Origin of the sequence: Denitromonas ohlonensis (assembly GCF_007625205.1) — a bacterium.
Classification (GTDB): domain Bacteria; phylum Pseudomonadota; class Gammaproteobacteria; order Burkholderiales; family Rhodocyclaceae; genus Nitrogeniibacter; species Nitrogeniibacter ohlonensis.
In genome coordinates, this window is the sequence record NZ_VMNI01000020.1 from 34,850 (window position 1) to 60,140 (window position 25,291).

General features: G+C 65.3%; 29 protein-coding genes. 7 read left to right on the forward strand and 22 right to left on the reverse strand.

Going from position 1 to position 25,291, the window contains the following annotated elements:
* Positions 1–3: 3 nt before the first annotated feature.
* The 7 genes from FHP89_RS17615 to FHP89_RS17645 form a co-directional block, all read right to left on the reverse strand.
* On the reverse strand, positions 4–1,452 hold the full coding sequence (locus FHP89_RS17615) for an aldehyde dehydrogenase family protein (protein ID WP_144174097.1): 1,449 nt from the start codon (positions 1,450–1,452) through the stop codon (positions 4–6).
* Positions 1,452–2,660, reverse strand: coding sequence for an aromatic ring-hydroxylating oxygenase subunit alpha (locus FHP89_RS17620; RefSeq protein WP_144174094.1), 1,209 nt, complete (start codon positions 2,658–2,660; stop codon positions 1,452–1,454). The genes FHP89_RS17615 and FHP89_RS17620 overlap by 1 nt, the downstream gene beginning before the upstream one ends.
* Positions 2,661–2,898: 238 nt before the next feature.
* The gene (locus FHP89_RS17625) at positions 2,899–3,804 is read right to left on the reverse strand and encodes an alpha/beta hydrolase (protein WP_144174092.1); all 906 of its coding nucleotides are present in this window, start codon (positions 3,802–3,804) and stop codon (positions 2,899–2,901) included.
* Positions 3,805–3,991: 187 nt separating this feature from the next.
* Positions 3,992–4,465 carry a hypothetical protein gene (locus FHP89_RS17630; RefSeq protein ID WP_144174090.1) on the reverse strand — a complete coding sequence of 158 codons (474 nt, stop codon included), beginning with the start codon at positions 4,463–4,465 and terminating at the stop codon, positions 3,992–3,994.
* Positions 4,466–4,589: 124 nt separating this feature from the next.
* Positions 4,590–5,441 (reverse strand): putative RNA methyltransferase, encoded by an 852-nt coding sequence (locus FHP89_RS17635; protein ID WP_144174088.1) that lies wholly within the window; start codon positions 5,439–5,441, stop codon positions 4,590–4,592.
* 87 nt (positions 5,442–5,528) lie between these two features.
* Positions 5,529–6,173: a class I SAM-dependent methyltransferase gene (locus tag FHP89_RS17640; RefSeq protein ID WP_144174085.1), complete on the reverse strand. Its 645-nt coding sequence runs from the start codon at positions 6,171–6,173 to the stop codon at positions 5,529–5,531.
* Positions 6,174–6,217: 44 nt separating this feature from the next.
* Positions 6,218–6,832 carry a MarC family protein gene (locus FHP89_RS17645; RefSeq protein ID WP_144174082.1) on the reverse strand — a complete coding sequence of 205 codons (615 nt, stop codon included), beginning with the start codon at positions 6,830–6,832 and terminating at the stop codon, positions 6,218–6,220.
* A gap of 203 nt (positions 6,833–7,035) precedes the next feature.
* Between FHP89_RS17645 and FHP89_RS17650 the strand changes: the two genes are divergently transcribed.
* Together FHP89_RS17650 and FHP89_RS17655 are read left to right on the forward strand one after the other, a co-directional pair.
* Positions 7,036–7,242, forward strand: a complete 207-nt coding sequence (locus FHP89_RS17650; protein ID WP_144174080.1) for a dodecin — start codon at positions 7,036–7,038, stop codon at positions 7,240–7,242.
* Positions 7,243–7,266: 24 nt separating this feature from the next.
* Positions 7,267–7,674, forward strand: coding sequence for a DUF2784 domain-containing protein (locus FHP89_RS17655; protein WP_144174078.1), 408 nt, complete (start codon positions 7,267–7,269; stop codon positions 7,672–7,674).
* Between the two features lie 57 nt (positions 7,675–7,731).
* On the opposite strand, the gene FHP89_RS17660 is transcribed toward FHP89_RS17655, so the two are convergent.
* Together FHP89_RS17660 and FHP89_RS17665 are read right to left on the reverse strand one after the other, a co-directional pair.
* A complete protein-coding gene (locus FHP89_RS17660) occupies positions 7,732–8,460 on the reverse strand; it encodes a DsbC family protein (RefSeq protein WP_144174076.1) in 729 nt (242 codons plus the stop codon).
* A gap of 15 nt (positions 8,461–8,475) precedes the next feature.
* Positions 8,476–9,639 (reverse strand): UbiH/UbiF family hydroxylase, encoded by a 1,164-nt coding sequence (locus FHP89_RS17665; protein ID WP_144174074.1) that lies wholly within the window; start codon positions 9,637–9,639, stop codon positions 8,476–8,478.
* Between the two features lie 215 nt (positions 9,640–9,854).
* Here FHP89_RS17665 and ahpC point away from each other — a divergent pair, with 215 nt between their 5' ends.
* Complete coding sequence (gene ahpC / locus FHP89_RS17670) at positions 9,855–10,421, forward strand: alkyl hydroperoxide reductase subunit C (protein ID WP_144174072.1); 567 nt, start codon at positions 9,855–9,857, stop codon at positions 10,419–10,421.
* Between the two features lie 218 nt (positions 10,422–10,639).
* On the forward strand, positions 10,640–12,214 hold the full coding sequence (ahpF, locus tag FHP89_RS17675; protein WP_144174069.1) for an alkyl hydroperoxide reductase subunit F: 1,575 nt from the start codon (positions 10,640–10,642) through the stop codon (positions 12,212–12,214).
* 77 nt (positions 12,215–12,291) lie between these two features.
* On the opposite strand, the gene FHP89_RS21090 is transcribed toward ahpF, so the two are convergent.
* Together FHP89_RS21090 and FHP89_RS17685 are read right to left on the reverse strand one after the other, a co-directional pair.
* Complete coding sequence (locus FHP89_RS21090; RefSeq protein WP_260851661.1) at positions 12,292–13,077, reverse strand: PEP-CTERM sorting domain-containing protein; 786 nt, start codon at positions 13,075–13,077, stop codon at positions 12,292–12,294.
* A 361-nt stretch (positions 13,078–13,438) separates the two neighbouring features.
* Positions 13,439–13,957, reverse strand: coding sequence for an HAD domain-containing protein (locus FHP89_RS17685; protein ID WP_144174067.1), 519 nt, complete (start codon positions 13,955–13,957; stop codon positions 13,439–13,441).
* A 165-nt stretch (positions 13,958–14,122) separates the two neighbouring features.
* On the opposite strand from FHP89_RS17685, the gene fabI reads away from it, so the two are divergent.
* Together fabI and FHP89_RS17695 are read left to right on the forward strand one after the other, a co-directional pair.
* Positions 14,123–14,902, forward strand: coding sequence for an enoyl-ACP reductase FabI (fabI, locus tag FHP89_RS17690; protein ID WP_144174064.1), 780 nt, complete (start codon positions 14,123–14,125; stop codon positions 14,900–14,902).
* Positions 14,903–14,911: 9 nt separating this feature from the next.
* A complete protein-coding gene (locus FHP89_RS17695; RefSeq protein WP_260851663.1) occupies positions 14,912–15,520 on the forward strand; it encodes a hypothetical protein in 609 nt (202 codons plus the stop codon).
* A gap of 31 nt (positions 15,521–15,551) precedes the next feature.
* Here the strand turns inward: FHP89_RS17695 and FHP89_RS17700 are convergent, their stop codons facing one another.
* Positions 15,552–16,292, reverse strand: coding sequence for a FadR/GntR family transcriptional regulator (locus FHP89_RS17700; RefSeq protein ID WP_144224978.1), 741 nt, complete (start codon positions 16,290–16,292; stop codon positions 15,552–15,554).
* A 92-nt stretch (positions 16,293–16,384) separates the two neighbouring features.
* Here FHP89_RS17700 and FHP89_RS17705 point away from each other — a divergent pair, with 92 nt between their 5' ends.
* The gene (locus tag FHP89_RS17705; protein WP_144174059.1) at positions 16,385–17,764 is read left to right on the forward strand and encodes an FAD-binding oxidoreductase; all 1,380 of its coding nucleotides are present in this window, start codon (positions 16,385–16,387) and stop codon (positions 17,762–17,764) included.
* Between the two features lie 21 nt (positions 17,765–17,785).
* Here FHP89_RS17705 and FHP89_RS17710 read toward each other — a convergent pair whose 3' ends face one another.
* The 10 genes from FHP89_RS17710 to FHP89_RS17755 form a co-directional block, all read right to left on the reverse strand.
* Positions 17,786–18,256 carry a tetratricopeptide repeat protein gene (locus FHP89_RS17710; RefSeq protein WP_144174057.1) on the reverse strand — a complete coding sequence of 157 codons (471 nt, stop codon included), beginning with the start codon at positions 18,254–18,256 and terminating at the stop codon, positions 17,786–17,788.
* Positions 18,256–18,492: an oxidoreductase-like domain-containing protein gene (locus FHP89_RS17715; protein WP_144174055.1), complete on the reverse strand. Its 237-nt coding sequence runs from the start codon at positions 18,490–18,492 to the stop codon at positions 18,256–18,258. Before FHP89_RS17715 ends, FHP89_RS17710 begins: the two co-directional genes overlap by 1 nt.
* A 10-nt stretch (positions 18,493–18,502) precedes the next feature.
* Positions 18,503–18,991: a TIGR00645 family protein gene (locus tag FHP89_RS17720; protein ID WP_144174053.1), complete on the reverse strand. Its 489-nt coding sequence runs from the start codon at positions 18,989–18,991 to the stop codon at positions 18,503–18,505.
* A 79-nt stretch (positions 18,992–19,070) separates the two neighbouring features.
* Positions 19,071–19,331 carry a hypothetical protein gene (locus tag FHP89_RS17725; RefSeq protein WP_144174052.1) on the reverse strand — a complete coding sequence of 87 codons (261 nt, stop codon included), beginning with the start codon at positions 19,329–19,331 and terminating at the stop codon, positions 19,071–19,073.
* Positions 19,328–19,942: a 30S ribosomal protein S4 gene (gene rpsD / locus FHP89_RS17730; protein ID WP_144174044.1), complete on the reverse strand. Its 615-nt coding sequence runs from the start codon at positions 19,940–19,942 to the stop codon at positions 19,328–19,330. The genes FHP89_RS17725 and rpsD overlap by 4 nt, the downstream gene beginning before the upstream one ends.
* Before the next feature lie 207 nt (positions 19,943–20,149).
* The gene (locus FHP89_RS17735; protein WP_144174036.1) at positions 20,150–21,532 is read right to left on the reverse strand and encodes a 4Fe-4S binding protein; all 1,383 of its coding nucleotides are present in this window, start codon (positions 21,530–21,532) and stop codon (positions 20,150–20,152) included.
* Positions 21,529–22,353, reverse strand: a complete 825-nt coding sequence (locus tag FHP89_RS17740) for an FTR1 family iron permease (RefSeq protein WP_144174028.1) — start codon at positions 22,351–22,353, stop codon at positions 21,529–21,531. Before FHP89_RS17740 ends, FHP89_RS17735 begins: the two co-directional genes overlap by 4 nt.
* 11 nt (positions 22,354–22,364) lie before the next feature.
* Positions 22,365–22,691 (reverse strand): cupredoxin domain-containing protein, encoded by a 327-nt coding sequence (locus FHP89_RS17745; RefSeq protein ID WP_144174021.1) that lies wholly within the window; start codon positions 22,689–22,691, stop codon positions 22,365–22,367.
* 65 nt (positions 22,692–22,756) lie between these two features.
* On the reverse strand, positions 22,757–24,238 hold the full coding sequence (locus tag FHP89_RS17750; protein WP_144174019.1) for a carbohydrate porin: 1,482 nt from the start codon (positions 24,236–24,238) through the stop codon (positions 22,757–22,759).
* Positions 24,238–24,777: an iron transporter gene (locus tag FHP89_RS17755; protein WP_144174017.1), complete on the reverse strand. Its 540-nt coding sequence runs from the start codon at positions 24,775–24,777 to the stop codon at positions 24,238–24,240. Before FHP89_RS17755 ends, FHP89_RS17750 begins: the two co-directional genes overlap by 1 nt.
* Positions 24,778–25,291: the final 514 nt, after the last annotated feature.

Sequence of the window (25,291 nt, forward strand, 5' to 3'; positions counted from 1 at the left end):
TCCTCAGTCCTGGCGGACGCGAATCGCCACGTTCTTGGTACGCACGTAGCTGTAGAGGGCTTCCTGGCCCTTCTCGCGCCCGAAGCCGGACAAACCCACGCCGCCGAACGGCGTCTCGATGCCGCCGGCGTACCACTCGTTGACGAACACCTGGCCGGCGCGCAGGCGCCGGGTCAGGCGCAGCGCACGGTTGATGTCCTGGGTGAACACCCCGGCCACCAGACCGAAGGCCGTGCCGTTGGCGATCTCGACGGCTTCCTCTTCGGTGTCGAAGGGGATGATCGCCAGCACCGGCCCGAACACCTCTTCCTGGGCGATCTTCATCTGCGGGCGGACGCCGGCAAACACCGTCGGCTGCATGAAATGGCCGCTACGCTCGCCCTGGCGGTCGCCGCCGGTGACGGCTTCGGCGCCCTCGGCAATGGCCGCGTGGCACATGGCTTGCACGCGTTCGAGCTGGCCGTGGCTGATCAGTGGCGTGTGGTCCGGGTCGTCTTCGCCCGCACCGCTCTCCAGTGCGCCGGCCATGTCGGCCACCGCGGCCACGATCTCGTCATGGATGTCGCGATGCACCAGCAGCCGCGACATGGCCGAGCACACCTGACCGGCGTTGAAGAAAATGCCGCTCTTGACACTGGCCAGCAGCTGCTCGCGGTCGGCGTCGGGGAACACCACCGCTGCCGACTTGCCGCCCAGCTCCATCACACTCGGCGTGGCCCAGCGGGCCGCCGCGGCCAGAATGGCCTGGCCGGTGGGCACCGAGCCGGTGAACACGATCTGGTCGGTCTTCTGGCTGCTCACCAGATGCGCGCCCACCTCGCTGCCCAGGCCGCACAGCAGATTGGCTGCGCCGCGCGGCAGGCCGGCGCGCTCGATGGCGCGGAACAGCACGCACAGGCCCAGCGGTGACAGCTCGGGCGACTTGACCACCACCGCGTTGCCGGCGGCCAGCGCGGGGGCCAGCGAGCGGGCACAGATCGACACCGGGAAGTTCCACGGCACGATCTGCACCGAGACGCCCATCGGCTCGTAGCTGGTGAAGTCCACATAGCCGTTGCCCAGCGGCACCGAAATGCCTTCGACCTTGTCGGCGATGCCCGCGTAGTACTCGAAATAGCGCGCCGCCTCAACAAACTCGTCGCGGGCGTCGCGCAGGGCCTTGCCGTTTTCCTGGCACAGCACCCAGGCGCCTTCGTCGGTCAGCGCGCGGATCTCGGCGGCGATGCGCAGCAGCCACTGGACCCGCTGGGCCGGCCGGCATGCGCTCAGCCAGCCGCTGTCGGCACAGTGCCTGGCCGCCTCGAGGGCGTGCTCGGCGTCGGCGATGCCGGCCAGCGCGATGCTGGCCACCGGCTCGGCGGTGGCCGGGTTGTCGACCGTGAGCGCACGCTCACCGTCCACCCAGGCCCCGTCGATGAAGTTCAGCCAATGGGAGGCGATGGCGTGTTTCATCACGCGGCCTCCTCGCCCTGCTCGTTGGCCGCCAGGATCTTGCGCGCCGCCCACTGGTGGAAGTAGTGCGTCGGCACATCCATCTCGGGCGAGAACACGCCGCCCTGGTAGCCCGGCGACTGGCGGCCGGCCTGCATGCCTTCGACCGCGCCGATGTCCTCCGAGAAGACCACCCGCCAGGCGCTCAGGATGGCGTGGCGGCTGGCGGCGTAGACGTCCTTGCGGGCGGCGTCTTCACCGACGAAGAACAGGCGCAGATGCTCGACCGTCTTGTTCGGTGCCAGCGGCTCGAGCACCATCGCGAAGGCGTGGTCGGCCTGGATGCCCAGCAGCACGTTGGGGAAGAAAGCCACGTACTCGGCATTGCGCATGCGCTCGGCCGGCCAGGCGGGGAAGGTTGGCAGCGAGGTGCCTTCGACGTCCGCCAGGTTGTAGGCGTAGCTGCCCTGACCGGCAAAGTTGCCGTCGAACATGATGTTGTAGTGGTCCTCGAGGCGCGAGTACGAGTTCAGGCTGGGATGCACCCAAGGCAGGTGATAGGCCTCGCAGTAGTTCTCGACCGCCAGCTTCCAGTTGCAGTTAACCTCGATGCTCATCGCGCCGTCGCTGATCGGCGCGCTCAACAGCGACATGCCGTCGTCGCCGACAAACTGCTGCCAACGCTCGGTCAGCGGGCGGACGACCTCTTCGAAAGCCGGCGCGGTGCCCGACAGGTTGACGAACACCATGTCCATCCACACCTGGCTGCGCAGCGGCTTGAGACCGTGCTTTTCACAGGCGAAGCGCGAATCCTTGTGCTGGTTGATGCCGCCCACGTGCGGCGTGCCCTTGAGCGTACCGTTCAGGTCGTAGGTCCAGGAGTGATAGGGGCAGCGGATCAGGCCCTGGATTTCACCGGCTTCCTGCACCAGTTTCATGCCGCGGTGGCTGCACACGTTGTGGAAGACCTGCAGCGCGCCCTCGCGATTGCGCATCAGCAGCAGCGGCAGCCCCATGAAATCGACCGGCTTGACGAAGCCGTTCGCGCCGACATCGCTGGCGAAACCGATGCAGGCCCAGCCCTGACCCAGCACCCGGTCGCGCTCGGTCTTGAAGTAGGTCTCGTCTGTGTAGAACGCGTTGCCCAGGCCCGTGGCCTGCTCAATCGGCTTCAGCACGTTATTGAGCTTGAAAACCGGGAAGTGGCGCGGTTCGGTCGGTGCATTCATGGGATGTCTCCTTCACTCTCGTTGTGGGGTTGTCGCCTGATCCAGATCAAGAACAGAGCGGTTGAGGCGGATTATGAAATTCCACCTTCGCCACAACAAACGATTCTTTAGCCACTGATTCATCAGGAAAAATCATGAATTTGGACGAAGCAAAGCCTGCTCCCGCGCAGGTGCGGGGCAGGCTTTCAGCGATGAAACTACCGAAGACGGGTGTGACGGAGGACGGTGGCGGATCCGGTCAGTGCATCACCGGCCAGCGCGCATCCACGCTGCCCAGAAAGGCGTCGACCGCGCGGGTGTAGGCCGGATCGTCGCCCAGATCGACATTGATCTCGCGGTGCGAGCGAGCCTGGCGCAAGACGTCGACCTGCATGCCAAGTGGCCGGGTTGCCGCTGCAAAGGCGTCGGCCTGAGTACAGGGGCTGTCCTTGCGCTCGGTAGAGCACACGGCCAGCAGCGGCGGGCCGGCAGTGCGTTGCTGGTCGATGGGGGAGGCGTCGCGCCAGCGTGCTGGGTCGTCGCCAAAGGCCTGGTCATAGAGGCGCGGATGTCGGCGCTGCATGATGGCCGGCACATCCAGCGCGGCGCTGTCGAGCGCCACGGTGCTCATCCACGACTGTGCGCCGGCGGCGCGGACCTGGTCGGGGCGCGCACTGAGCAGCGCCACCAGATGCGCGCCGGCCGAATGGCCCATCAACACCACGCGCGCCGGATTGGCACCCCAGGCAACGGCGTGTTGCTGCACGGCGGCCAGCGCCCGGGCGATGTCTTGTACCTGCTCGAGCGGCCCGGCCTCGGGGAGCAGACGGTAGTTGGTCGACACGAGGACCACGCCGTGGCTGACCCAGTGGCCGACCTTGTGTTCGACCACGCTGTCGGCGGCCTTGTCGCCATGGCGCCAGCCGCCGCCGTGCACCAGCAGGATGACCGGCGCGCCACTCGTGCGGGGCTTGGGCAGGTAGACGTCGAAACGCTGGCGTTCGTGGGCGCCGTAAGCGACATCCTTGAGTTGCTCGAAGGGCGCGGCCTGTTGGCGGCGCTCGATGATCCGGTCGCGCAGCGGGCCGGCCTGGCCAAGCGGGGCGATCAGCAGGCAGACGATAGCAATCCACCCGCGAGGGAGGGGCCGGATCCAATGCTGCATGACTAGGTGCCGCCTTCGTGCCTGGGCGCTGGCGCGGCGTGGGTGTGCGGTGGAGGCGGCAGAACGAGTGACTTCGGCATTGTTCTGTGCGCTCTCGTGTTAACGCCACAACCGAGGCGGGGTGCGCGGTTTGCCAGCGGGGTCGTCGCCGGGGGGCGTCCATGACGGCAATGCATGCCAGGCCGCCTTAGCGCCGTCTGAGCCGGCGGGCGAGGGCATACACGGCGCCTCCTATCGCGCACAAGGCCGGATAGATCACGAGGTTGTCGGCGATCAGCGGGGCATCGGTGCTCATCAGCGACACCGCGCTCATGCACAGGCCAATCAGGGCGCCGACATAGACGGGCGTGGCGCCGCGCAGCAGCCGGCCGACCCAGCCGGTCAGCCCGAGGCCGGCCAGTGCCGCGACGAGCAGCAGCAGCGCGGCCGGCCTGACCCCCAATAGCAGCGCGATGCCGGCACCGAGGGCGAGGGGGATGAAACGGATGGGGAGACGGACGGTGTCATAGCCCGGAGAGCTGTGTTGTCCGCGTTGTTGGTCGGCGTGTCGTTGCGCTTCGCCGGCGGCGCGGCCCATGGCTTCATCGACGCTCGATGGCGGTGCCGCATGCATGCCAGCGTAGCCTTCACGCTCGGCGCGTTGGTAGTCGTTGATGCCCATGGGGTGCCTCCATCGTCGGGCGGTCGAGCCCCGGGTGGTGATTTCAGGATGACGAGAAAAGTCTAGTTCGCCGCGGTCGACGATTCAACCGCGAACGTGGGCGCCGCGATTGGGGGGGGATGGGTCAGCGCTCGGGCGAGCGTTCAAGGACGGTGAGTCGTACGTCGACGGTGAGGTCCAGCGTGGTCAGCGCTGCGGCCTTTGCGCGGCCTTCGGCGCTGGCGCGGTAGAAGTGCGGGGTCATGACCAGTAGATCAGCGATCAAAGCGTCGCCGGAGATCGTCAGCGGGTAGCGAAGTGTCTCGGTGGTGCTCAGGGCGGCGAATCCAGCCGGCGCCTGCGGGTCGGTGGCGCGTTCCGGTTTGATGGCGGGGTAGATGATCTCGCGCAGTTCGCGCAGGTGGTCGGGCCCGGCGTCGACCTGCAGCAGCTGGCCGCCTGGCTTGAGCACGCGGGCGAACTCGGCGTACACCGGAAACCCGAACAGGCACAGCACCCGGTCGAGCGTGGCGGGCAGGACGGGCAGTTTGGCGTTGCTGCCCACCACCCAGCGTGGGCGCGGGTCCTGCTTGGCGGCGCTGAGCGTGGCCCATTTCGAGATGTCGAGCCCGAGGATGGACAGGCTGCGGTCGTCGTCGGCCGCCGCGGCGAGCTGGCGCAGGTAGTAGCCTTCACCGCAGCCCGCGTCCAGGCAGCTTGCGCCGCTTGCCGGGAGCTCGGCCAGGACGGCTCGGCTCACCGCCTCGGCGATCGGCTGGTAGTGGCCGGCGTTCAGAAACCGCTGGCGCGCGGCCACCATGGCTTTGCTGTCGCCGGGGTCGCGCGAGCGCTTTTGTTGCACCGGCAGCAGATGCACATAGCCCTGGCTGGCGATGTCGAAGCTATGGCCCGCCTCGCAGCGCCAGGCGGCGCCGTCGCGCAGGAGCGGGGCGCCGTCGAGGGGGCAGGCGAGGGCGTCAAAGGCGGTGATGCGCATACGGTGGCTGTTCAGTGGGGAGGGGGAGGCGGGCTGCCGCCATTGTAGGGCAGTCAGCCCGCGATACCGGGATGTTGCGGCTAGGTGTCAGGGGCGAGGGGTGTCGGCGGGTTTTCGGGCAATGATGAAGACGCCGGCGTTGGGTTTGGGCTGCCATTGATGCGCGATCTCAAAACCGGCCGTGGTGAGGCTGTCGAGCAGGGCTTTTTGCGTAAATGCGCGCAGTTGCGGCAGGAGGCCAAAGACGGCGCCGACCGACACAAAGGCCTTGATGATCCGCATCTTGAGCGAGTCACCCAGACACATGGTGCTGCTGACAAACACGCCGCCGGGCTTGAGCAGGCGGTAGACCTTGGCGATGGCCTCATCCTTGTTGTCGAGCAAATGCAGAATGCTGTGCCCCATGACGGCGTCGACGCGCTGACCGGCCTCGTCCAGCGCGTCGATGTTGGCGAGCTCGAAGCTTATGTTGTCGATGTGAGCCGCGGCCGCTTTTTGCCGGGCGATGTCGAGCATTTTTGGCGAGATGTCGATGGCGCGAATGTGGGCGACATACGGCGCATGGGCGAGCGCGGTGGAGCCGGTGCCGCAGCCGAATTCAAGCACGCGCATGTCGGGCGTGAACTGCTCGCGGGTGAGCTGCAGCTTTTTTTGATACGCCGCTTCATCAGCGATCGGCTGTCTGGCGTAGCGTTCGGCAATGCGGTCCCAGAATGTTGACGCGCTTGGCATGGACTCTTCCTTGTGTGGCCGGGGGGGGCGTGGGCTCAGTGGGCTTACTGGGGCGGCGAGATCCATTGTCCGATGCCGAGCGCATTCATGGCGAGTTCGACCGAGAACGCGGCGAGGATCATGCCCATCACGCGGGTCAGGATCGAGGCGCCGCTCACGCCGATAACTTTAATGATCCGGGTCGACATTAACAGCAAGAGCAAGGTGACTCCGAGGATGGCAATGGTGACCAGCGCCGTGCCGATCTGCACCGGAATCGGATGGACATGGTTGTCGGTCAGCAGGATCACCGCGAGGATGGCGCCGGGCGTGGCGGTGGCCGGAATGGCCAGCGGGAACACGGCGATGTCGTGCTCGGGTTCTTGCCGTGGCGAGGGCGTGTCGGAGCCGAAGATCATCTTCAGGCCAAAAAGAAACAGGATGATGCCGCCACCGAGCTGGAAGGACGCCAGGCGGATGCCCATGGCGTTGAGGATCAGCTGCCCGATGACGATGGAGCCGAGCAGCACGGCGCCCGCGTAAAGCACGGTCTTGTAGGCGGTGCGCCGACGGTTCTCGGCCGACAGGTGCGCCGTGAGGCCGGTGAACAGTGCCATCGTGCCGATCGGGTCGATGGTGGCCCAGATGATGAGCGCATCCTGGCCGAGTTTTTCTAGCATGGTGTTTCCTTGAAGGGGATGCGCGGCAGTGCGCGCACGATCTGTTGTTGTTGTGCCCGGCCGGGATGCGGTCGCCTGGTGCAATGAAAGACCGCGGGTTTTCGCCAAAGTGCCGCAGCCGGGTGAACTATCGATAGCGCGCGGCAATGCCCGGCAGGGCTACCTATACTGGGCTCAGACACACCCCGACCCAGGAGACCGCCATGAGCGCGCATGTTTACAAGATCATCGAGCTGGCTGGCTCGTCCGCCATCGGCACCGACGACGCCATCCGCAGTGCCATCGCCCGCGCCGCTGAAACCGTCGATCATCTCGATTGGTACGAGGTCATCGAGTCGCGCGGCCACATTGTGGACGGCAAGATCGCGCATTTCCAGGTCAAGCTGAAGGTCGGGTTCCGGCTCGACTAGGCCGCCGAACGCCGGGGGCCATTCATGGCGGATACCTACCGGTGGCTGGCGGATGGCGTGTTGCTGGTGCATCTGGCCGTCGTTGTCTTCGTGCTTGGCGGACTGGCCGCGGTGTTTGTTGGCAATCTCCGGCATTGGCCGTGGGTGAACGGCCTGGCGTTTCGCCTCGTGCATCTGATGGCTATCGGCGTGGTGGTCGTGCAAGCCTGGCTCGGGGCGCTGTGCCCGCTCACGGTGCTCGAATCCTGGTTGCGTGAGCAGGCCGGCGAGGCGCCCTATGCCGCGAGTTTTGTCGAACACTGGGTTGGGCGCGTGTTGTTCTACGACGCGCCGACCTGGGTGTTCACGCTGGCGTATACGGTGTTTGCGGCGCTGGTGGTGCTGACGTGGTGGCGCTACCCGCCACGCCCGGCAGGTCATCGCCGCCGCTGAATGCAACACCCCTGTCGGCGATGGGCCGGCAGGGGGGGGGGCGACGGAGGTGTCGGCTTACTTTTTGGCCTTGCCTTGCGCCTCGTCGATCGCCGGATTGAGTTGCGCGGCCGGCAGGAAGCCGCCGATGCGGCTGCCGTCGGCGAGGAAGATGGTCGGCGTGCCGTTGATGCGCAGTTGCTGGCCGAGGGCGACGTTGCGCTCGATGGCGCCGGTGTCGCAGTCAGCCGCAGCGGGCGGGGCCTTGCCGCCAGCGACCCAGTCCATCCAGGCCCCGCCCTGGTTCTCGGCGCACCAGATGCGCTTGGATTTGTCGAGCGAATCGGGGCTGAGAATGGGGTAGAGGAAGGTGTAGACGGTGACGTTGTCCATGCTCTGCAGCTCGCCGGCGAGGCGCTTGCAGAAGCCGCAGTTGGGGTCTTCGAAGGTGGCGATCACGCGTTCGCCCTTGCCGCGCACATGCTTGACCGCATCCTTGAGCGGCAGGCTGGCAAAGTCGATGGCCGACAAGGCGTTGAGGCGCGCCTGGGTGATGTTGCTGCGGGTCTTGGTGTCGATTACCTGGCCGTCGATGATGAAGCTCACCGCCTCATTGGTGTAGACCAGTTCGCCGGATTTGAGCACCACTTCATAGAGTTTGTTGAAGGGCGTGGCTTTGACGCTGCTGACGGCCGGGGCGCCGATAAAGGCTTCGACCTTCTTCTGCACATCGGCTTCGCCGGCATGGGCGACACCTGCGGCCAGGGTCAGGGTGGCCAGCGCGGTGCGCAGTCGGGGGTGGTTCATCCGGTTCTCCAGGAATCAAAAATGTCCGCTGATGGCGTATCGCACCAACGCGTTGCGTACGACAGGGATTTGGTTGGTGAGGTTCAGTCCGATATTGCGCAAACCCGATAAAAGGCCGTTGTCGGGTTTGAACAGGCGGTTGAGCGCATGGGTGGTGGATTGCAATAGCGTGGTTTCTTCGGCGCGGGCGCGAGCATAGCTGGCGAGCAGCGCCGCTTCGCCGGGGTCGCGCCAGGCGGGCAGCGGGCCGAGCAGTTCGGCGAGCGCCTTGGCGTCCTGATAGCCCAGATTGATGCCATGACCCGACAGCGGGTGGATGGCGTGGGCGGCGTCGCCGATCAGCGCGACGCGCGGCGCGGTCGGTTGCGGCACGCGCATCAGGCGCAGCGGAAAGGCGGCGGCCGGTGTTTCAGGCGTGAGCTTGCCGAGCGTGTGCTGACCGGCCTCGGCGACGCGCTGACACAGCGCCTCGGGAGAGAGGGCGACCAGTGCGTCGGCCACGTCGTCGGGCGCGGACCAGACGATGGAGATCATGTTATCCGGCAGCGGCAGGTAGGCCAGGATGCCGTCCTCACGGAACCACTGATAGGCGGTGTTGCGATGCGGTTTTTCGCAGCGGAAGTTGGCGACCACGCCTTTTTCGTCGTAGGGCGTGGTGGTGGCCGGGATGCCGACCTGCTCGCGCACCCAGGAGCGCGCGCCGTCGGCAGCGACCACCAGCGAGGCGGTGAGCGTCTTGCCGTTGTCGAGGGTGAGCGTGGCGGCGTCCTCATCGACGCTCAGGCCGACCGGCCGCGCCGGGCAGAGCAGGGTGAGGTTGTGCTGGCGCTTGATGGTTTCCCATAGCTCGCGCTGCATCAGGCCGGATTCGACGATCCAGGCCAGCTCACGCAGACCGCAGTCGTAGGCCGAGAAGTCGAGCTGGCCGCCGGCGTCGCCGTGGATGGCCATGTCGTAGACCGGCGTGAGGCGGGCGCTGTCGAGATGCGGCCAGACGCCGATCTGGGTGAGGAAGTCCACATTGGCGGGGCTGATGGCGTAGATGCGGCTGTCCCAGCCCTCGGGCCGGGCGGGTGGTTGGGATTCCACCACCGCAATCTTGAGTCGGCTGCCGCGCAGGGCGGCGGCGAGGCTGGCGCCCGCGAGGCCGGCGCCGACGATGACCAGATCGAATTTCATGTGCAGAGCCTGAAAAACAGGGAGGCGGGGTATGTGCCCCGGATGGGGCTGAACGTTACCGCATTGGCGGTTTTCGGCAAAGCGCGGCGCGCAATCCTCGGGTATAGGCGGTGCCTATCAGGAAAATTTGTACGTTCAATTGGATCAATGTGCTGCGACGCAATAGGATGGCTCCAGTGCTTCAACAACACCCTCATCCACCTGGAGATAATCACATGTCGAACCTCATCAACAGCAAGATCAAGCCTTTCAAAGCCACTGCCTACAAAAACGGCGAATTCAAGGACGTGACCGAGCAGTCCCTGCTGGGCAAGTGGTCGGTGGTGTTTTTCTACCCGGCCGACTTCACCTTCGTGTGCCCGACCGAGCTGGGCGACCTGGCCGACTACTACGAGCAGCTGAAGGATATGGGTGTGGAAGTGTTCTCGGTCTCGACCGACACCCACTTTACGCACAAGGCCTGGCATGACGCGTCGGAGACGATCAAGAAGATCAACTACGCGATGATCGGCGACCCGACCGGCACCATCTCGCGCAACTTCGAGGTGATGATCGAAGAAGAAGGCCTGGCCCTGCGTGGCACCTTCGTGATCAACCCGGAAGGCGAGATCAAGGTTGCCGAGATTCACGACCTGGGCATCGGCCGTGACGCCAAAGAGCTGGTCCGCAAGATCCAGGCCGCTCAGTACGTGGCCGCCCACCCGGGTGAAGTCTGCCCGGCCAAGTGGACCCCGGGTGAGCAAACCTTGGCCCCGTCGCTGGACCTGGTCGGCAAGATCTGATTGGCCCCCACGGCCGCCGCTTACGCGGCGGCCTGCCCCCCCGAGGGGGCGGCGAGAACGCTTGGGGCGGCCCGGCGCGTTCTCGGGCTCTCCGTCGTTGCGCTTCGAGGCGGCGACGGAAAAGCGTTGGACCGCCAACGCCTTTCCGACACCGCTTCTCCCCATGCCCGGGGCTGCCGGGCATTTTTACGCCCAAAATCTGACTCAGGAGCCCCGCCATGCTCGACGCCAATCTCAAGCAACAGCTTTCGACTTACCTGCAGAACGTCACCCAGCCGATCGAGATCACCGCCAATGTGGACGACGGCGCCAAGTCCGCCGAAATGCGCTCTCTGCTGAACGACATCGCCAGCCTGACCGACAAGATCACCGTCTTCGAGACCCGCGATGCCGAGGTGCGTACGCCGTCCTTCGCGATCAATCGCGCGGGTGCCGACATGGGCCTGCGTTTCGCCGGCATCCCGATGGGGCACGAATTCACCTCGTTGGTGCTGGCCTTGCTGCAAGCCGGCGGCCATCCGCCCAAGGTTGAGGCCGGTGTGATCGCGCAGATCCAGGCCATCGAAGGCCGCTTCGATTTCGTCACCTACATCTCGCTGTCCTGCCAGAACTGCCCGGAGGTGGTGCAGGCGCTCAACCTGTTGGCGGTGCTCAACCCCAACATCCGCCACACCATGGTCGATGGCGCGCTGTTTCAGGATGAGGTCGAGCGCAACAAGATCCTCGCCGTACCGAGTGTCTATCTGAATGGCGAGGCCTTTGGTCAGGGGCGGATGAATCTGAAAGAGATCATCGCCAAGCTCGACACCGGCGCCTCGGCGCGTGATGCGGCCAGGATCGCCGACAAGGACGCGTTCGACGTGCTCATCGTCGGCGGCGGTCCGGCCGGCGCGGCGGCGGCCATTTATGCGGCCCGCAAAGGCGTGCGCACGGGCGTGGTGTCGGAGCGCTTTGGTGGGCAGGTGATGGACACCATGGCCATTGAGAATTTCATCTCGGTGAAGGAAACCGAGGGGCCGAAGCTGGTCGCGGCACTTGAGCAGCATGTGAAGCAGTACGAAGTGGATGTGATGGACGGCCAACGCGCCGAGGCGCTGATCCCCGGCGCGCTCCACGAAATCCGCCTGGCCAGCGGCGCCACGGTGAAGGCGAAAGCCATCATCCTCGCCACCGGTGCGCGCTGGCGCGAAATGAACGTGCCGGGCGAGCGCGAATACCGCGGCCGCGGCGTGGCCTACTGCCCGCACTGCGATGGCCCACTGTTCAAGGGCAAGCGCGTGGCGGTGGTCGGCGGCGGCAACTCGGGCGTCGAGGCGGCGATCGATCTGGCGGGCATCGTGGCGCAGGTCACTTTGCTTGAATTCGGCAGCGCGTTGCGTGCCGACGCCGTGTTGCAGGCCAAGCTCAAGAGCCTGCCGAATGTCACCATCCACACCGACGCGCAAACCACCGAAGTGACCGGTGCCGACGGCAAGGTCAATGGTCTGGTCTATACCGATCGGACCACGGGTGAGTCGCACACCGTGGCGCTGGAAGGCGTGTTCGTGCAGATCGGGCTGCTGCCCAACACCGACTGGCTCAAGGGCGTGGTCGATTTGAGCAAGCACGGCGAGATCGAGATCAATGCGCGTGGCGAAACCAGCGTGGCTGGCGTGTTTGCGGCGGGCGATGCGACGACCGTGCCTTACAAGCAGATCATCATCGCCATGGGTGAGGGGTCAAAGGCGGCGTTGTCGGCCTTTGACCACCTGATCCGCAGTTCGGTGTCGAGCGAGCTTGCATCGACGGTGTGATGGTCGCCAGGCGATGTAAACGACAAAAGCGACCTCACGGTCGCTTTTGTCGTTTCAGCCACAATGACTTGCGGTGATCAGGCGGCCTTGCGGCGGCGGGCCAGGTTCAGGCCAAGCAGGCCCATACCGAGCAGCGCCAGCGATGCGGGTTCCGGAATCGGGTTGACCGGAGGAGCGCCGGTGTTGCCGATCAGGAGGTTTTCGAACATGCGCTCGTTATCGAACGCGCCCCAGGTGGGGGCGTTGTCCCAGACGTTCTGGTCGGTGATCAGGAAGACGCTACCCGGGCCAATGTTCTGGTAGGCCATCATGATGTCGTTCGGGTTCTCTTCGCCAACCATCAGGACTTGTGCGGAACCGGACACCAGCAGCGGCGCAAACGCGGCGTACTCGTAGGTGTTCACACCATCAGTCAGCGGGTGGGTCAGGATCTGGCCGTCAGCCACCGATGCGGAGCGAAAACCCGAATCAGACACGGTGTTCACGACCGAAATGGTCGAGCCGAGCGAGGCCAGCGCAAAGTTGATGCGCGTGTTGTAAGCCGGCACGAAGGTGCCGTGTTCGCCCATGAAGGCAATGCGACCACCACCGGCCAGGAACGTGCCCATGGCGGTGATTTCTGCAGCGGTATAGTCGTTCGTCGGCTGGATTGCCCACAGCAGATTAACGCCCGACAAGTTGATCGTGTCGAGTTGGCCGCTCACGATGGTCGAGCTATGGCCTGCCAGACCGTTGTAGAAGTTGTTCAGTGTGGCGGGGCTGTATGCGTCGCTCCAGATTGCGGCAACACCCGCGTTGGCGGCGCCTGCACTCATCAGGCTGACTGCCGCGCAGACGACGGCGACGTTTTTCTTGATCTTCATGGTGAACCCCCCTTTTTGTGTTACGTAAATTCCGGCCTTCGGTGAATGAAGTTCGGAAACCAATTGCTTGAGGGGCTCAAAGCATCAATCGGGCCAGTTTCTAAATTTTATTTATAGGTGTCTGATTGTTATAGGTAAGTTGCTCTTTTGGCAGGATTCAAAAAACCATTCCGATGAGTCGGTTAATGGAAATGTAAAAATATGCGACAGCCCAAAAAAAGCGGTCTCTTGAGGGCAAAACGGAATGCGGCAGCCATGGTGTCGGTAGCCTTGTGATTTCTGCCGGGGCCTTGGTTTGGGCGGCGCGTTGTGTCGCCATTGCCCAATGCGCGCGTGAGAGGTCGCGTCGGGCCGGGTGGGGTCAGGTGCTCGGCGCGAGTCCGGGCTGGCCCCAGTAAGGATTGTGGCGCGCGGCATCGTCACTGACGACGCCGGCGCGAAACGCTTTGAGCACGGAGCGCATGCGTCGGGCGTCTTCGTCCATGAAGCCCGATTTGAAATCGGTGAGGATCAGTCGGGCGCGGGTTGGCCAGTTGCCGGGCGCGTCGTCGATGGCCAGCCAGGGGGCATCGGTGGCGTGGTGGTCGGCGAGCCACTGGCGGGCTTCGGCTTCGCGCAGGCCGTAGAAGTCGCTGTTGTGCCCTGGCAGCCGGAACGGCGTGACGCCGATGACGCGAGACCGGATGTCGTCGGAGAAATGGGCCTGCAAGCGGCGCAGGGAGAACAGGGTGCGCCAGTCGGAGGTGATGACCACGCGGCACTCATCGAATTCGCGCAGCACGGCTTCGATCTGCGGCAGGCAACGGAAGTCTTCGACCTCGCGCAGCGGATGGGTCACGCCGTCGAAGTCCAGAAAGACGTAAATCTCGGATCGGTTCATGGTCCGCCTCCTTGTGGGATGCATTCTAGTCTACGGCTGCTGCGCTGCAAAAATTCAGGGCATTTGTCACAAAAATTTCTTCAGGCTTTTCCTTGTTCTGCCGTCAAATTGGTGAGATGTTCGTGATTGTTGCGACGCAAAATCTATTTTGATGGAGAAGGAATCATGCAGACGATTGTCGATCTGAGCGGAAAAGTAGGCCTGATCACGGGTATTGCAAACGAAAAGTCGATCTCCACCGGCGTGGCTGAATCCTGCGTCGAGGCGGGCGCCAAGCTGATCGTGACGTATCAGAATGACAAGACGCGGGCGTTCATCGAGCCGGTGGTGCACCGTCTGGGCGTGGAGCATGTCTATGCGCTCGACGTGACTCGCCCGGAGACCATGGACGATGTTCAGGCGAAGATCCTTGAGCACTTTGGCAAGCTCGATTTTGCGATCCACAGCATGGCCTTTGCCAAGCGGGATGATCTGCACGGCCGGGTGGTGGATACCTCCGCCGACGGCTTTGCGATGGCCATGGATGTGTCCACCCACTCCTTCGTGCGCATGGCCAAGATGGTCGAGCCCTTGATGGAAAAGGCCGGTGGCGGGTCGCTGATCACCATGACCTATCTGGGCTCGGAAAAGGTCATCGCCAACTACGGCGTGATGGGCTTGTGCAAGGCGGCGCTCGAAGCGGCGACGCGTTACATGGCCTGCGAACTGGGCCCCAAGAACATCCGCGTGAACGCCGTCTCGCCGGGCCCGTTGATGACGCGCGCCGCCTCGGGCATCGCGCGCTTCGACGACCTGATGGCCTCGGCCATCGAGCGCGCGCCCATGCACTCGCTGGTCACGCCCGAAGACATCGGCGCGCTGACCGCCTTTCTGGTGTCGGACGCCGGACGCCTGATTACCGGCGGCATTCACTTTGTCGACGCGGGGTACAACATCGTCGGCTAGACTTTTCGCATGTCCCGCGAACCGGGCATGGTCAGCGCGCGTGAGCGCTTCGGCCGTGCCGACATTCTCTTTGCCGACCCGGTGCCGCCGCACCCCATGCTCGATGGTCTTATCGAAATTGGTCGCGGCGAGTACAGCATCGTGCTCGACAAGGGCGATGGCGAGCGGGTGTTGAAAGTCGTCAGCTCACCGGCGGATCATTTCTACTACACCGCCGATGACCGCCCGACCGGCCTGCACTTCCCGATCGTGTTTGCCGATCATGGCGTCATCGGCCGCGCCTCGACCGGAAATCTGCTGCATCTGATCGAGATGGAGCGCTTGTATCCGATCCGCCCGGAGACACCCGCGGCATGTGCCGCTGCCGCTCTGACTGATGCTTATTGGGCATCGTGTCGGCAGTGGGCCAATCTCGGCGCTGACATGGGGCCGATGGCGCTTTTCTCGCTGCTTCAGTCGCCGCCGTCGGACATTTCTGGTGTGCTGCTTGAAGCCTTGCTCGCGCTGGCTGCGTTTGTCGAAGCGTATCAAGTGCTGCCTGATATTCTCAGCGAGGGCAATTTGTTGGTTCGGGCCGATGGCACCCTGGTGTTTTCGGACCCCGTGTTTCTTGGGTGAGACATCGGCGTGACCCTGGCCCAGGATGCCTCTAGTTGAACCCGGCCATAACCAGGCCTTGCGATGCCAGATCAAAGTGTCGTGCCAGAGCGTTGCTGGCGGCTTCGGGGTCGCCGTCGGCAATGGCCTGGGCGATAGCCTCGTGGGCATGCACCACCTCCTGTCGCGATTCATCGTCGCGGCGCTGACGCCAGACCATCGGGTTGGTTTCGCGCATGGCGCTGGTCAGCGCAGCGACCAGGACCGGGAAGAGCGGATTGCGACTGGCCTCGGCGATGGCGACATGAAAGGCGATGTCGTGTTCGGTCATTCGCGCCAGATCGTCCACGCAGTCATGCATCTGTGCCACCAGGGCAAGTAGCCTGCGGGCTTCGGCATCGCTGCGGCGGATGGCGGCCAGGGCGACGGTGCGCGTCTCGACCGCGCGACGGGCATCCCACAACTGTTGCGGATTAATCTGCTCGGTGCGCAGCGCATGGGTCAGTGACAGCGCAATGACCGATCCGTCAAAACCGCACACCTGGGCGCGTCGGCCCGCGCGCATCTCGATGATCCGCATCGCCGAGAGCGACTTGAAGGCTTCGCGGATGACGGTTCGGCTGACGCCGAGCCATTCGGCGAAGCGCGCTTCGCTGGGCAGCTTGTCGCCAACCTTGAGCGACTGACCATGAATGTGGTCGGTGATCGCCCGGACGGCGTTGTCGACCCGGGTCTGGGGGGGGGGGGGGTCGGCCGGCTGTGCGGGTGTGATGGGCGCTTGGCGTTCGTGCATGATTGATGTTATAAGTCACAATCAACCTATCATACAAGTTATTTCCTGCTCGCGGCGTGGCCGGCGGGCGCGGGATGTGGAGGAAGCAGGCAATGGGCGATGTATTACAGGCCTTGATCGACGCGCTCGGTGACGACGCGGTTGTGCATGGCGAAGCGGTTGCGGCGCGCGCGACCAGTTATTGGGACGCTTCCCCGACCCGCGCGATCGCGGTGTTGCGCCCGCGCACCACCGAGGAGGTCAGCACAGCGCTGGCGATCTGCCACCGTTTTGATCAGCCCGTGGTGACGCAGGGTGGCCTGACGGGCTGTGTGCAGGGTGCGGTCGCGTCGGAGAAAGAGCTGATTTTGTCGCTCGAACGGATGAACGCGATCGAGTCCATCGACCCGGTCGGTGGCACGGCCACGGTGCAGGCCGGCGTGACGCTGCAGGCCATGCAGGAGGCGGCGCGGGCGCAGGATCTGCTGTTTGCGCTGGATCTGGGCGCGCGCGGCAGCTGCACCATCGGCGGCAATGTGGCGACCAACGCCGGCGGCATCAATGTGCTGCGTTACGGCATGATGCGCGCGCTGGTGCTTGGGCTGGAGGCGGTGCTGGCCGACGGCGCGGTGCTGTCGAGCATGAACCAGATGCTCAAGAACAACGCCGGCTACGATCTCAAACAACTCATGATCGGCACTGAGGGAACGCTGGGCATCGTGACCCGCGTGGTGCTGCGCCTGCATCCGCTGCCCACCAGTTGCAATGCGGCGTTGGTGGCACTGGAAAGCTTTGATCAGGTGACCGAATTGCTGTCGCGCATGCAGCGCGATCTGGCCGGTACGCTGAGTGCGTTTGAGGTGATGTGGAACGACTACTACCGTGCGGCCACCGAGCCGGGCGGCCACCGCGCCCCGATGGATCGGGATTACCCGTTTTACGTGATGCTACAGGCCGAAGGCGCCGACGCAGAGGCGGATACGGCGCGTTTCGAGACTTTGCTCGAAAACGCGTTCGAGTCAGGATTGATCGTCGATGCCGTGATGCCCAAGTCGGAGAGCGAGCGCCGGGCGCTATGGGACTTGCGTGAGGACTTCGAAGCGATGCTGCACGGGCGCACCACGTTTTTGTACGACGTGAGCCTGCCGATCCGCGAGATGACGGCGTATGTGATCGAGATGCGCGCCAATATCGCGGTGCATTGGCCGGACGCGCGCTGCATTGTGTTTGGTCACATGGCCGACGGCAATTTGCACGTGTTTGTTCAGCCCGGGGTGGAGGACGCCGCGCATGCGGTGTGTGATGAGGCGGTGTATGCGCCGCTGCGCAGTCGCCATGGCTCAGTCTCGGCCGAGCATGGCATTGGCGCCGAAAAGCGCGCCTGGTTGGGCTATTGCCGAAGCGAGGGCGAGATCGCGGTAATGCGCGCGCTCAAACAGGGACTCGATCCCAAACAGTTGCTCAATCCAGGTCGGATTTTCGATCCGGCCTGATGCACCGGTCTGCCGCGGGGATCAATCCGGCGGCAGGCTGGCGAGCAAACGGCGCATGTCGCGGTCGAGCGCGGGCGCGCTGCCCGAGGCGGCCAGACCGGCTTCCAGACGTTCGCGCGCCGGGGCAAAGGCGTCATTCGCCAGGTGTTCGAAGCCCTGCTTGTAGCGGCGCAGGGCATGGGTGTCGGGGAGCGCATCCAGTGGCTGCCAGGTCTGTAGCGCCTCGTCGAAGCGACCGCGGGTAATCTGCAGCAGCCCGAGATGAAACCGGGCGACGGGATGATCCTGCGCGCCGGCCAGCGCACGTGCCATTTCGGCTTCGGCGGCATCGAAGAGTTCAAGGTGCGCGTATTCCGCACCCAGTCGATAAGCCACGGCCGTATCGTTCGGCGCCTCGGTGGCGGCCGCCTTGAGCAGGCGCAGCGCAGTGGTGTGGTCGCCGCGCTCGGCGGCGGCGTCGGCGTCGGTCAGTGAGGCGTTCGGGTGGGACATCAGGCGTGGCTCTCGATCAGGGTGCAGGCGTCGTCGCGCCAATACACCAAAGCAGTGAAATAGCCCTCCCACACACAGCCGTTGCAGCCGCGGCCGCAGCAGGTGTCGGGGATGGGCGGCGGAGGGCGCAGGCTGAGTTGGCGAGCGCCGAGTTCGCCGCTGAGCGCCACCACCAGCGCCTGTGCGTCGTCGACATGGCGCAGAGGCGCTTGGCGGAGGCTGGCGGTCGGCGACATCGGCCCGGGCTTAGTGCCGGGTGATCTTGTCGAGATAGCCCATGGCGAAGGCCGACACGACAAAGGTCAGGTGGATGATGACGTACCACAGCAGCTTGTCGGCATCGAGGTTGCCGGCGTTCATGAACACCTTGAGCAGGTGGATCGATGAGATTGCCACGATCGACGCCGCCACCTTGTTCTTGAGGCTCGACGAATCCATCTTGCCCAGCCAGTTGAGCTTCTCGGCCTCGTCGCCGATGTCGAGCTGTGAGACGAAGTTTTCGTAGCCGGAGAACATCACCATCACCAGCAGGCCGCCCACCAGCGCCATGTCGATCAGCGACAGCACCAGCAGAATGAGATCGGTCTCGGGCGTGCTGAAGACATGCGGCAGGACGTGAAAGACCTCCTGGAAGAACTTCAGTCCGAGCGCGAGCAGCGCCAGGCTCAGGCCCAGGTAGATGGGGGCGAGCAGCCAGCGCGAGGCGTACATCGTGCGTTCGAAAAACTTTTCCATGCCATGCATCCAAGAGAGTGTTGGCCGGCATTTTAGGCGGTTTTCGGTGGCTGTGCCTTCGCGCGGCGGCGGGTGCTGCTCAGTGGTGCAGGGATTGAGGCGGCGTGTCGACGGCCAGTTGCAGCCAATCGCCAAGAATGCCGGCGGCGCAGCGTTGTACCGCGGCGGGCAGGCGCGGGTCGGCGGCGATGGCGCGCAACTGCCCGACCACCGCTTCGGCCAGACGCGGGTTGCCGGTGCTCGAATACCGGGTGACCAGTTCGAGCGCGGCCACCAGGGCCAGTTCGGGCTGGCTTGCGTAAGCCGGTGGGCCGTCGGCGTGGTGGTCCGCCGCGCTCACATGCGCACCGCGTAGTACTCGACCACGTCCTGCACGTTCACCGGGAAGGGCACTTCGTCGGGTTCGGGCAGGCGCATCACGGTGGCCGTGGTGTCCTTGTCGTTCCAGCCCAGCCACTCGGGTCGGGTGAGTGCGGGCTCGGCGAGGCTGGCGCTTACGATGCCGATCTGGCGCGCCTTGGCGGTGAGGGTGATGACATCGCCAACACGCACGCGGATCGACGGAATGTTCACCGAGCGCCCGTTGAGCAGCACATGGCGGTGGCGTACCAGTTGGCGGGCAGCGATGCCGGTGGGCGCGAAGCCGGCACGGAAGACGGCGTTGTCGATTCGGCATTCGAGCAGTTCGAGCAGCTTGTCGCCGGTCGGGCCCTTGTCGCGCTTGGCTTCGCGGAACAGGCGGCGGATCTGGGTTTCGGTCAGGCCGTAGTTGAAGCGCAGCTTCTGCTTTTCGATCAGCTGCAGACCGTAGTCGGACTTGCGGTGTTTGTTGCGCGCGCCGTGCTGGCCCGGCGGGTGGGGGCGGTCGCTGATGGATTTGCGGGACAGGCCGGGCAATTCGGTGCCCAGGGCGCGCATGACTTTGAGACGGGGGCCGGTGAAGCGGGACATGACATCTCCTTGGTGGCTTAGCCTGTGGTCAGGCTGTTGGGGAGTCGGCATGTCGCGTGCTGCGCGGCGGGAAGCGGGCCGATCTCCCGTGAGGGCGTGGCTGGCTTCCCGGTGCTGGCGGGTGGCGGGCTGAAGCGGTGGCGCCGCGAGGTCACCACCGGAGCGCGATACTATCGCAAATGCGAAGCATTCGCAATTGCGAGAGACTTACCACACGTAGTACATCACGACCCAGGGCAGCACGGCGCCGGCGCTGGCGATCGCAAATGTTGCCAGCACCAGACCGGCGCGTGCAGCGCCCAGCGTCATGCGCGACACCATCCGCCCGGCGAGCGCCAGACTGGCCAGGCTCGCCGCGCCGAGCAGCAGGCCGCGGATGAGTGGCAGATGCGCGATGTTGATGCCCTCGGCGGCGAGCAGCGACACGGTCAGCGCCGACAAGCCGAGGAACACCCCGGCGCCACCGATCGGGATCAGCGCATAGGCCAGTTGCAGATGGGCGCGGGCGCGGCCGGTGAGATAGCCGGTCAGGCGCAGCCACAGCGAGATCCAGCCGCCAATGAGCAGCGCGGCTGCGCCGATGTAGCCGAGGATCATCAGGCCGTCGAGCCAGGTGAACACATCGCTGGCTTCCGGGTAGTGGGTGAGCAACCACCACGGCGCGTTGTCGCCGAGCAGCGCATAGCTGTCGTGTTCGATCAGCCATTCGGCGGCGGCGATCTTGGCCTGCACGAACCAGGGCGAGGCCGACCACTGAAAGGCGCCAATCGCGGTGCCGATCAGGCCATACACCAGCAGGCGGACCTCCCACGGGTTGACGTCGTCGATCTCGAGCTGCGCGACCTCACTGCCGGGAGCCCGGCCGGCCAGTTCGACTGCGTCGCGATGTCCGGCGCAGCGGCCGCACATATGGCAGCCAGCGCTCGATTCCATGCGACGGATGTCGACCAGCGGCGCACAGTTGACCGGGATGACGCGGGCTGGCTCGGCGTGGTCCCAGCGATCGCGGTCGGTGCGGAAATGCACCGGCGCCAGACGTGAGAGCAGGCCGAACACGCCATTGACCGGGCACAGGTGCCGGCACCACACTCGCTTGTTGCGGCCATACACCAGACCGAAGGCGATGGCGGCGACGGTCGAGCCGCCCAGCACCAGCAGCACCGCCTTGGGGTATTCATACACGCTCACCAGCTGGCCATACACCGTGGTGCCCAGAAAGGCCACGAAGGGCCAGCCGCCCCACTTGATCCAGCGCGGCACCGGCCGGCCGAGCCCGACGCGGCTGACTTGTTCGGTGACGAAGCCCTCGGGGCACAGCACGCCGCACCAGGCCCGCCCCATCAGCATCATGCTGACCAGCACGAAGGGCCACCAGATGCCCCAGAACACAAACTGGGCGAAGCGCGTGAGGTCGTCCCAGAGGTGTGCCTGGTTGTCGGGCAGCGGTAAAAAGGCGGGCACGGCGACCAGAAACAGATAGGCAAACAGCGTTACCCACTGCAGCCCGAGCACGAGTGTGCGATTACGCTGCATCCATCGCCCGAAGGCGGCGAGTCGAGTCGGCGGCGCGGCGGGAAGGGCGCAGCTCATGCGGCGCTCCAGCGCCCGCCTTTAGCGGCAGGTTTTGGGCGGAGCAACCACAGCGTGGCGACCCAGTACAGCAACCACAGCGCGAGCACGCTCAGTGCCGGGCGGGCACGATAGCCGGCAAAGGTGCCGAGCAGGCCGTTGTCTTCGAGCAGCGCGCCGCTATCCCACACCGGTTCGAGCAGCGGTGGCAGCCATTCGAGGTTGAGGAATCCCTCCAGGCCCGACACCAGCAGCCCCGAGGCGAGCAGCAGCAACAGCACTTCGCTGATGCGGAAAAACACGCGTTGTGGCAACAGGCGCGAGCCTTTCATGAACAGCACCGCCGTGGCGGCGGCCAGCCCGGCGCCGAGGGCCGCGCCGAGCATCAGATCGAGCCAGCCGCCGGCCGGGTTCTCGGCCACGATGCCGTAGAGAAACAGCACGGTCTCCGCGCCTTCGCGGCCGACCGCGATGGCCGCCAGCAGCGCCGCCGACAGCCCGCCGGTCTCTTCGGCGGCGCGGGCCAGGCCGGATTCGAGATCGCGCTTGAGCGTGCGCCCGTGATGGCGCATCCACACCACCATGTGGGTCACCAGCACGGCGGCGACGATCATGATGCCGGCCTGGAAGGCCTCCAGCGTGGTGCCCGCCAGTTGCGAATGAAATCCGAGCATCGCCGCTGCCAGCGCCACGGCCAGGCCGATGCCGCCGGCCACACCGAGCCACAGGTGACGCAGCCGGATGCGGCCATCGCCGCGCGCCTGGATCCACGAATACAGAATGGCGATGATCAGGATCGCCTCGACGCTTTCGCGCCAGACGATGAAAGTCGCGTTACCCATGGTTGCGCTCCTTATTTGGCGACGATCTCGCCCTTGGCCGTGTCGGGGTGAAATTCACCAAAGAAGGGGTAGCGACCCGGCTTGAGCGGAGCGAACACGATGGTTCGCGTCACGCCCGGGGCGAGCACGGTTTCCTTGCGCAGCTCGACGCTTTCGAACTCTTCGGGGCCGGCGTTCTTGTTGGTGATCTCGAGGCGGAAGCGGGTGTTGGCCGGCACTTCGACCACTTCGGGGGTAAAGCGGCCGTCTTCAGCGGTGAGCGTGAAGGTGGGCTTGTCGGCCCACGCGGCGGTGCTGGCGAGGGCGGTCAGACAGAGGGCGAGGGCGGTGCGGCGCATACAGACTCCAGAAACGGTGACGCCCCGCCGCGATCAAGCGACGGGGCTGACTTCAAGCAGTGGCCTTAGAAGGCATACAGGGCGCGCACGCCCGCGGCAGTGACCAGGTCGGCGCTGCCATCGGCGCCGGCACGGCGGATGAACTGCAGGTCCGGCGTAAGGGCGAGATGGTCGTTGATCTGGTAGCGGTAATAGATTTCTGCCACTTGCTCGGCGCCGCTGGCGTCGTAGCCCCAGTCGGTCAGGCCGGCCGAGGCCGCGCGGAAGCCTTTCGAACTGCGCAGCCAGGCCCAGGCAAAGCCGAGACCGTCGTTGCCACGCTTCCAGGCATTGCCGGTCAGCTCGCCACCGACGGTGAGCGCGCGGTCAAACGCGGCGCGACCGCGCATGCCGTGGCCGTAACGGGTGAACAGGGTCAGGGACTCGCTCACCTGCTGGTCGGCACTGATACCCCAGCCGGCGTGGGCACGCTCTTCGCCGTCGTAGCCTTCGGCCTGCGGGTTGTTCCATGCATAGACGCGGTAGGTGCCGTCGAAACCGCCAAAGGCGCGCACATTCTTTTCGAGCTGTGCGATCACGAAGGGCTGGGTGAAGCTCTTGCCGAAGGTGGTCGAGTCGCCCGCCCCGAACACGCCGATGGAGGCGCCCCAGCCGTTCTCTTCATTCACATAGGCCAGACGCGCGCCCGGTGTGAAGCCGTAGCTGTCGGCGCCGACCTGGCCGCCTGAGTCGAGCAGCGGGTTGTGCACGAACACGTTGTTGAGGAAGCGGGTCGACTCGTCATCCGCCGCGCCGTTCTGGTCGAAGAATACGAAGGGGTCCATCTTGCCGATGGTGAATTCCACCCGCGCCGGCGCGCCGTCGAGCTCGCTGGCGCCAATCGGCGTGTCGAGCTGGTACCAGGCCTGGGCGAGCACCGCGTTGGTGTTCTCGCTCGGCACGCTCTCCTGCTCGAAGCCCATGCTGTTGGTCGCGCCGTTGAAGAAGGGGCGGGTGTCGCTGTGGCTGCCATCCTGACCGAAGCGGGCCTGGAAGAAGAACTGGCCTTCGCCGTTGCCCACCCGGCCGGCCGGCAGGGTGACGCCGACATCGCCACGCCAGCCGAGCACGGTCTCGCTCTTGCCGTCGGTGCGGCCGTCTTTCGACAGATGCTGCGCCACGGCGCCGACGCTGACTTCGGCCGAGATGCCGTCCAGCGCTTCGGCCAGGGCATTGGCCGGGCCGGTCGCCACGGCCTTTTGCTCAACCGTTTTGAGACGCGTCGCCAGCGCCGGCTCGGTGTCGCTGATGCGCTCGCTGTCGAGCGCGGTCGCCAGGGCGCGGTTGTCGGCTTCCAGCGTCTTGACGCGGGCTTCGAGGTTGGTCGGTTTGCTCGCTTGTTTGAGCTGGCCTTCGAGGCTGGCGTTGCGCGCTTCGAGTTTGGCAATGCGCTCGGCCAGTTGCTTGACGATGGCGCGCAGGCCGGGGTCGTCGGCCGCCAGCGCCGGCGTGCTGCCGACCAGCAGCGTCAGCGCGGCGGCGCTGAGGGGCAGAGCGAAGCGGCGCATCAATAGCCCCCCTTCTTGCCGATGCCGGCGTAGGTGAATTCGTATTCGACGGTGAAGGGCGCGAACCACGGGCGCACGCCGGTTTCGCGGTCGGTGTGGCGGCCAAAGTGGGCGTGGGCGTTGGCGGTCGGCGGGGCGATGTTGTACTTGACGGTGTACTTGCCCGGGCCCATCAGCTTCACGTTGTTGCCGTAGTGCGGGCCGTCGCTCGCGACCATGGGCATGAAGTCGCCCTTGAGCACCTCGGTGCTGCCCTTCTTGCTGATCTCGTAATTGATGACCAGGTAGGGAATCCAGTCGCCCTCGGCAAAGCCATTGGGGTTGCTGGCCAGCGCGCGGATGTCGGCTTCGATGTGCACATCGCTCTGCGCGGCAGCGGTCATCATGCCGGCGGGCTCCATCTCGACCGGCTGCAGATACACCGCGGCGATCTCCATGCCGTGCAGGTGCTGCGGGGTGCCGATGGGGTACTCGAGGGCCTGGCTGCTCAGCGGGGCGGCCAGCAGGGCGAGGGCGATGGCGTGGCGGGCGAAAGACATGCAAGAAGCTCCAATGGCTCAAAAAGTGTGCGAATAGTATCGCGAATGAGAATGACTCGCAATACGTTTGCTGGGTTCGAGCACGCGTCTTTTGGGGATGGGCCGTGAGTTGGGTGGGCGAATGCGCCGGTCAGGCTGATTGCGCTGGAGCGGGGTGCGCCTGAAAGGGCCGCGTCGGGCGGATGCCTACGCGGCGGTGCGGTGATCGTGCTTGATGCGTGAGCCCGAAGACCGCCGTTGGCGGCGTGTGCTCGCCTGCCAGGGTCTGAATAGGCGAGAGATTTCCGGGTCGGCTGCGAAGGTCCCGCAAGTGAGCGCGCGACCCACCCGATGTCACGACTGGCGGGCCGTCTGGCTGCGTTGCGCCTCCTTGCAGTGAGTCGCTGGTGCGTCGTTGCGCCGTGTTAGCCCGCCGGCCGCGCGTCGGGCGCAGTTCAACGGCCGTCGCCAGGTTGAAGCTTCAGTACGCGCTGCGATCAACGGATCGTTGTGGGAGGGCGTCAGGCGCCGTGGC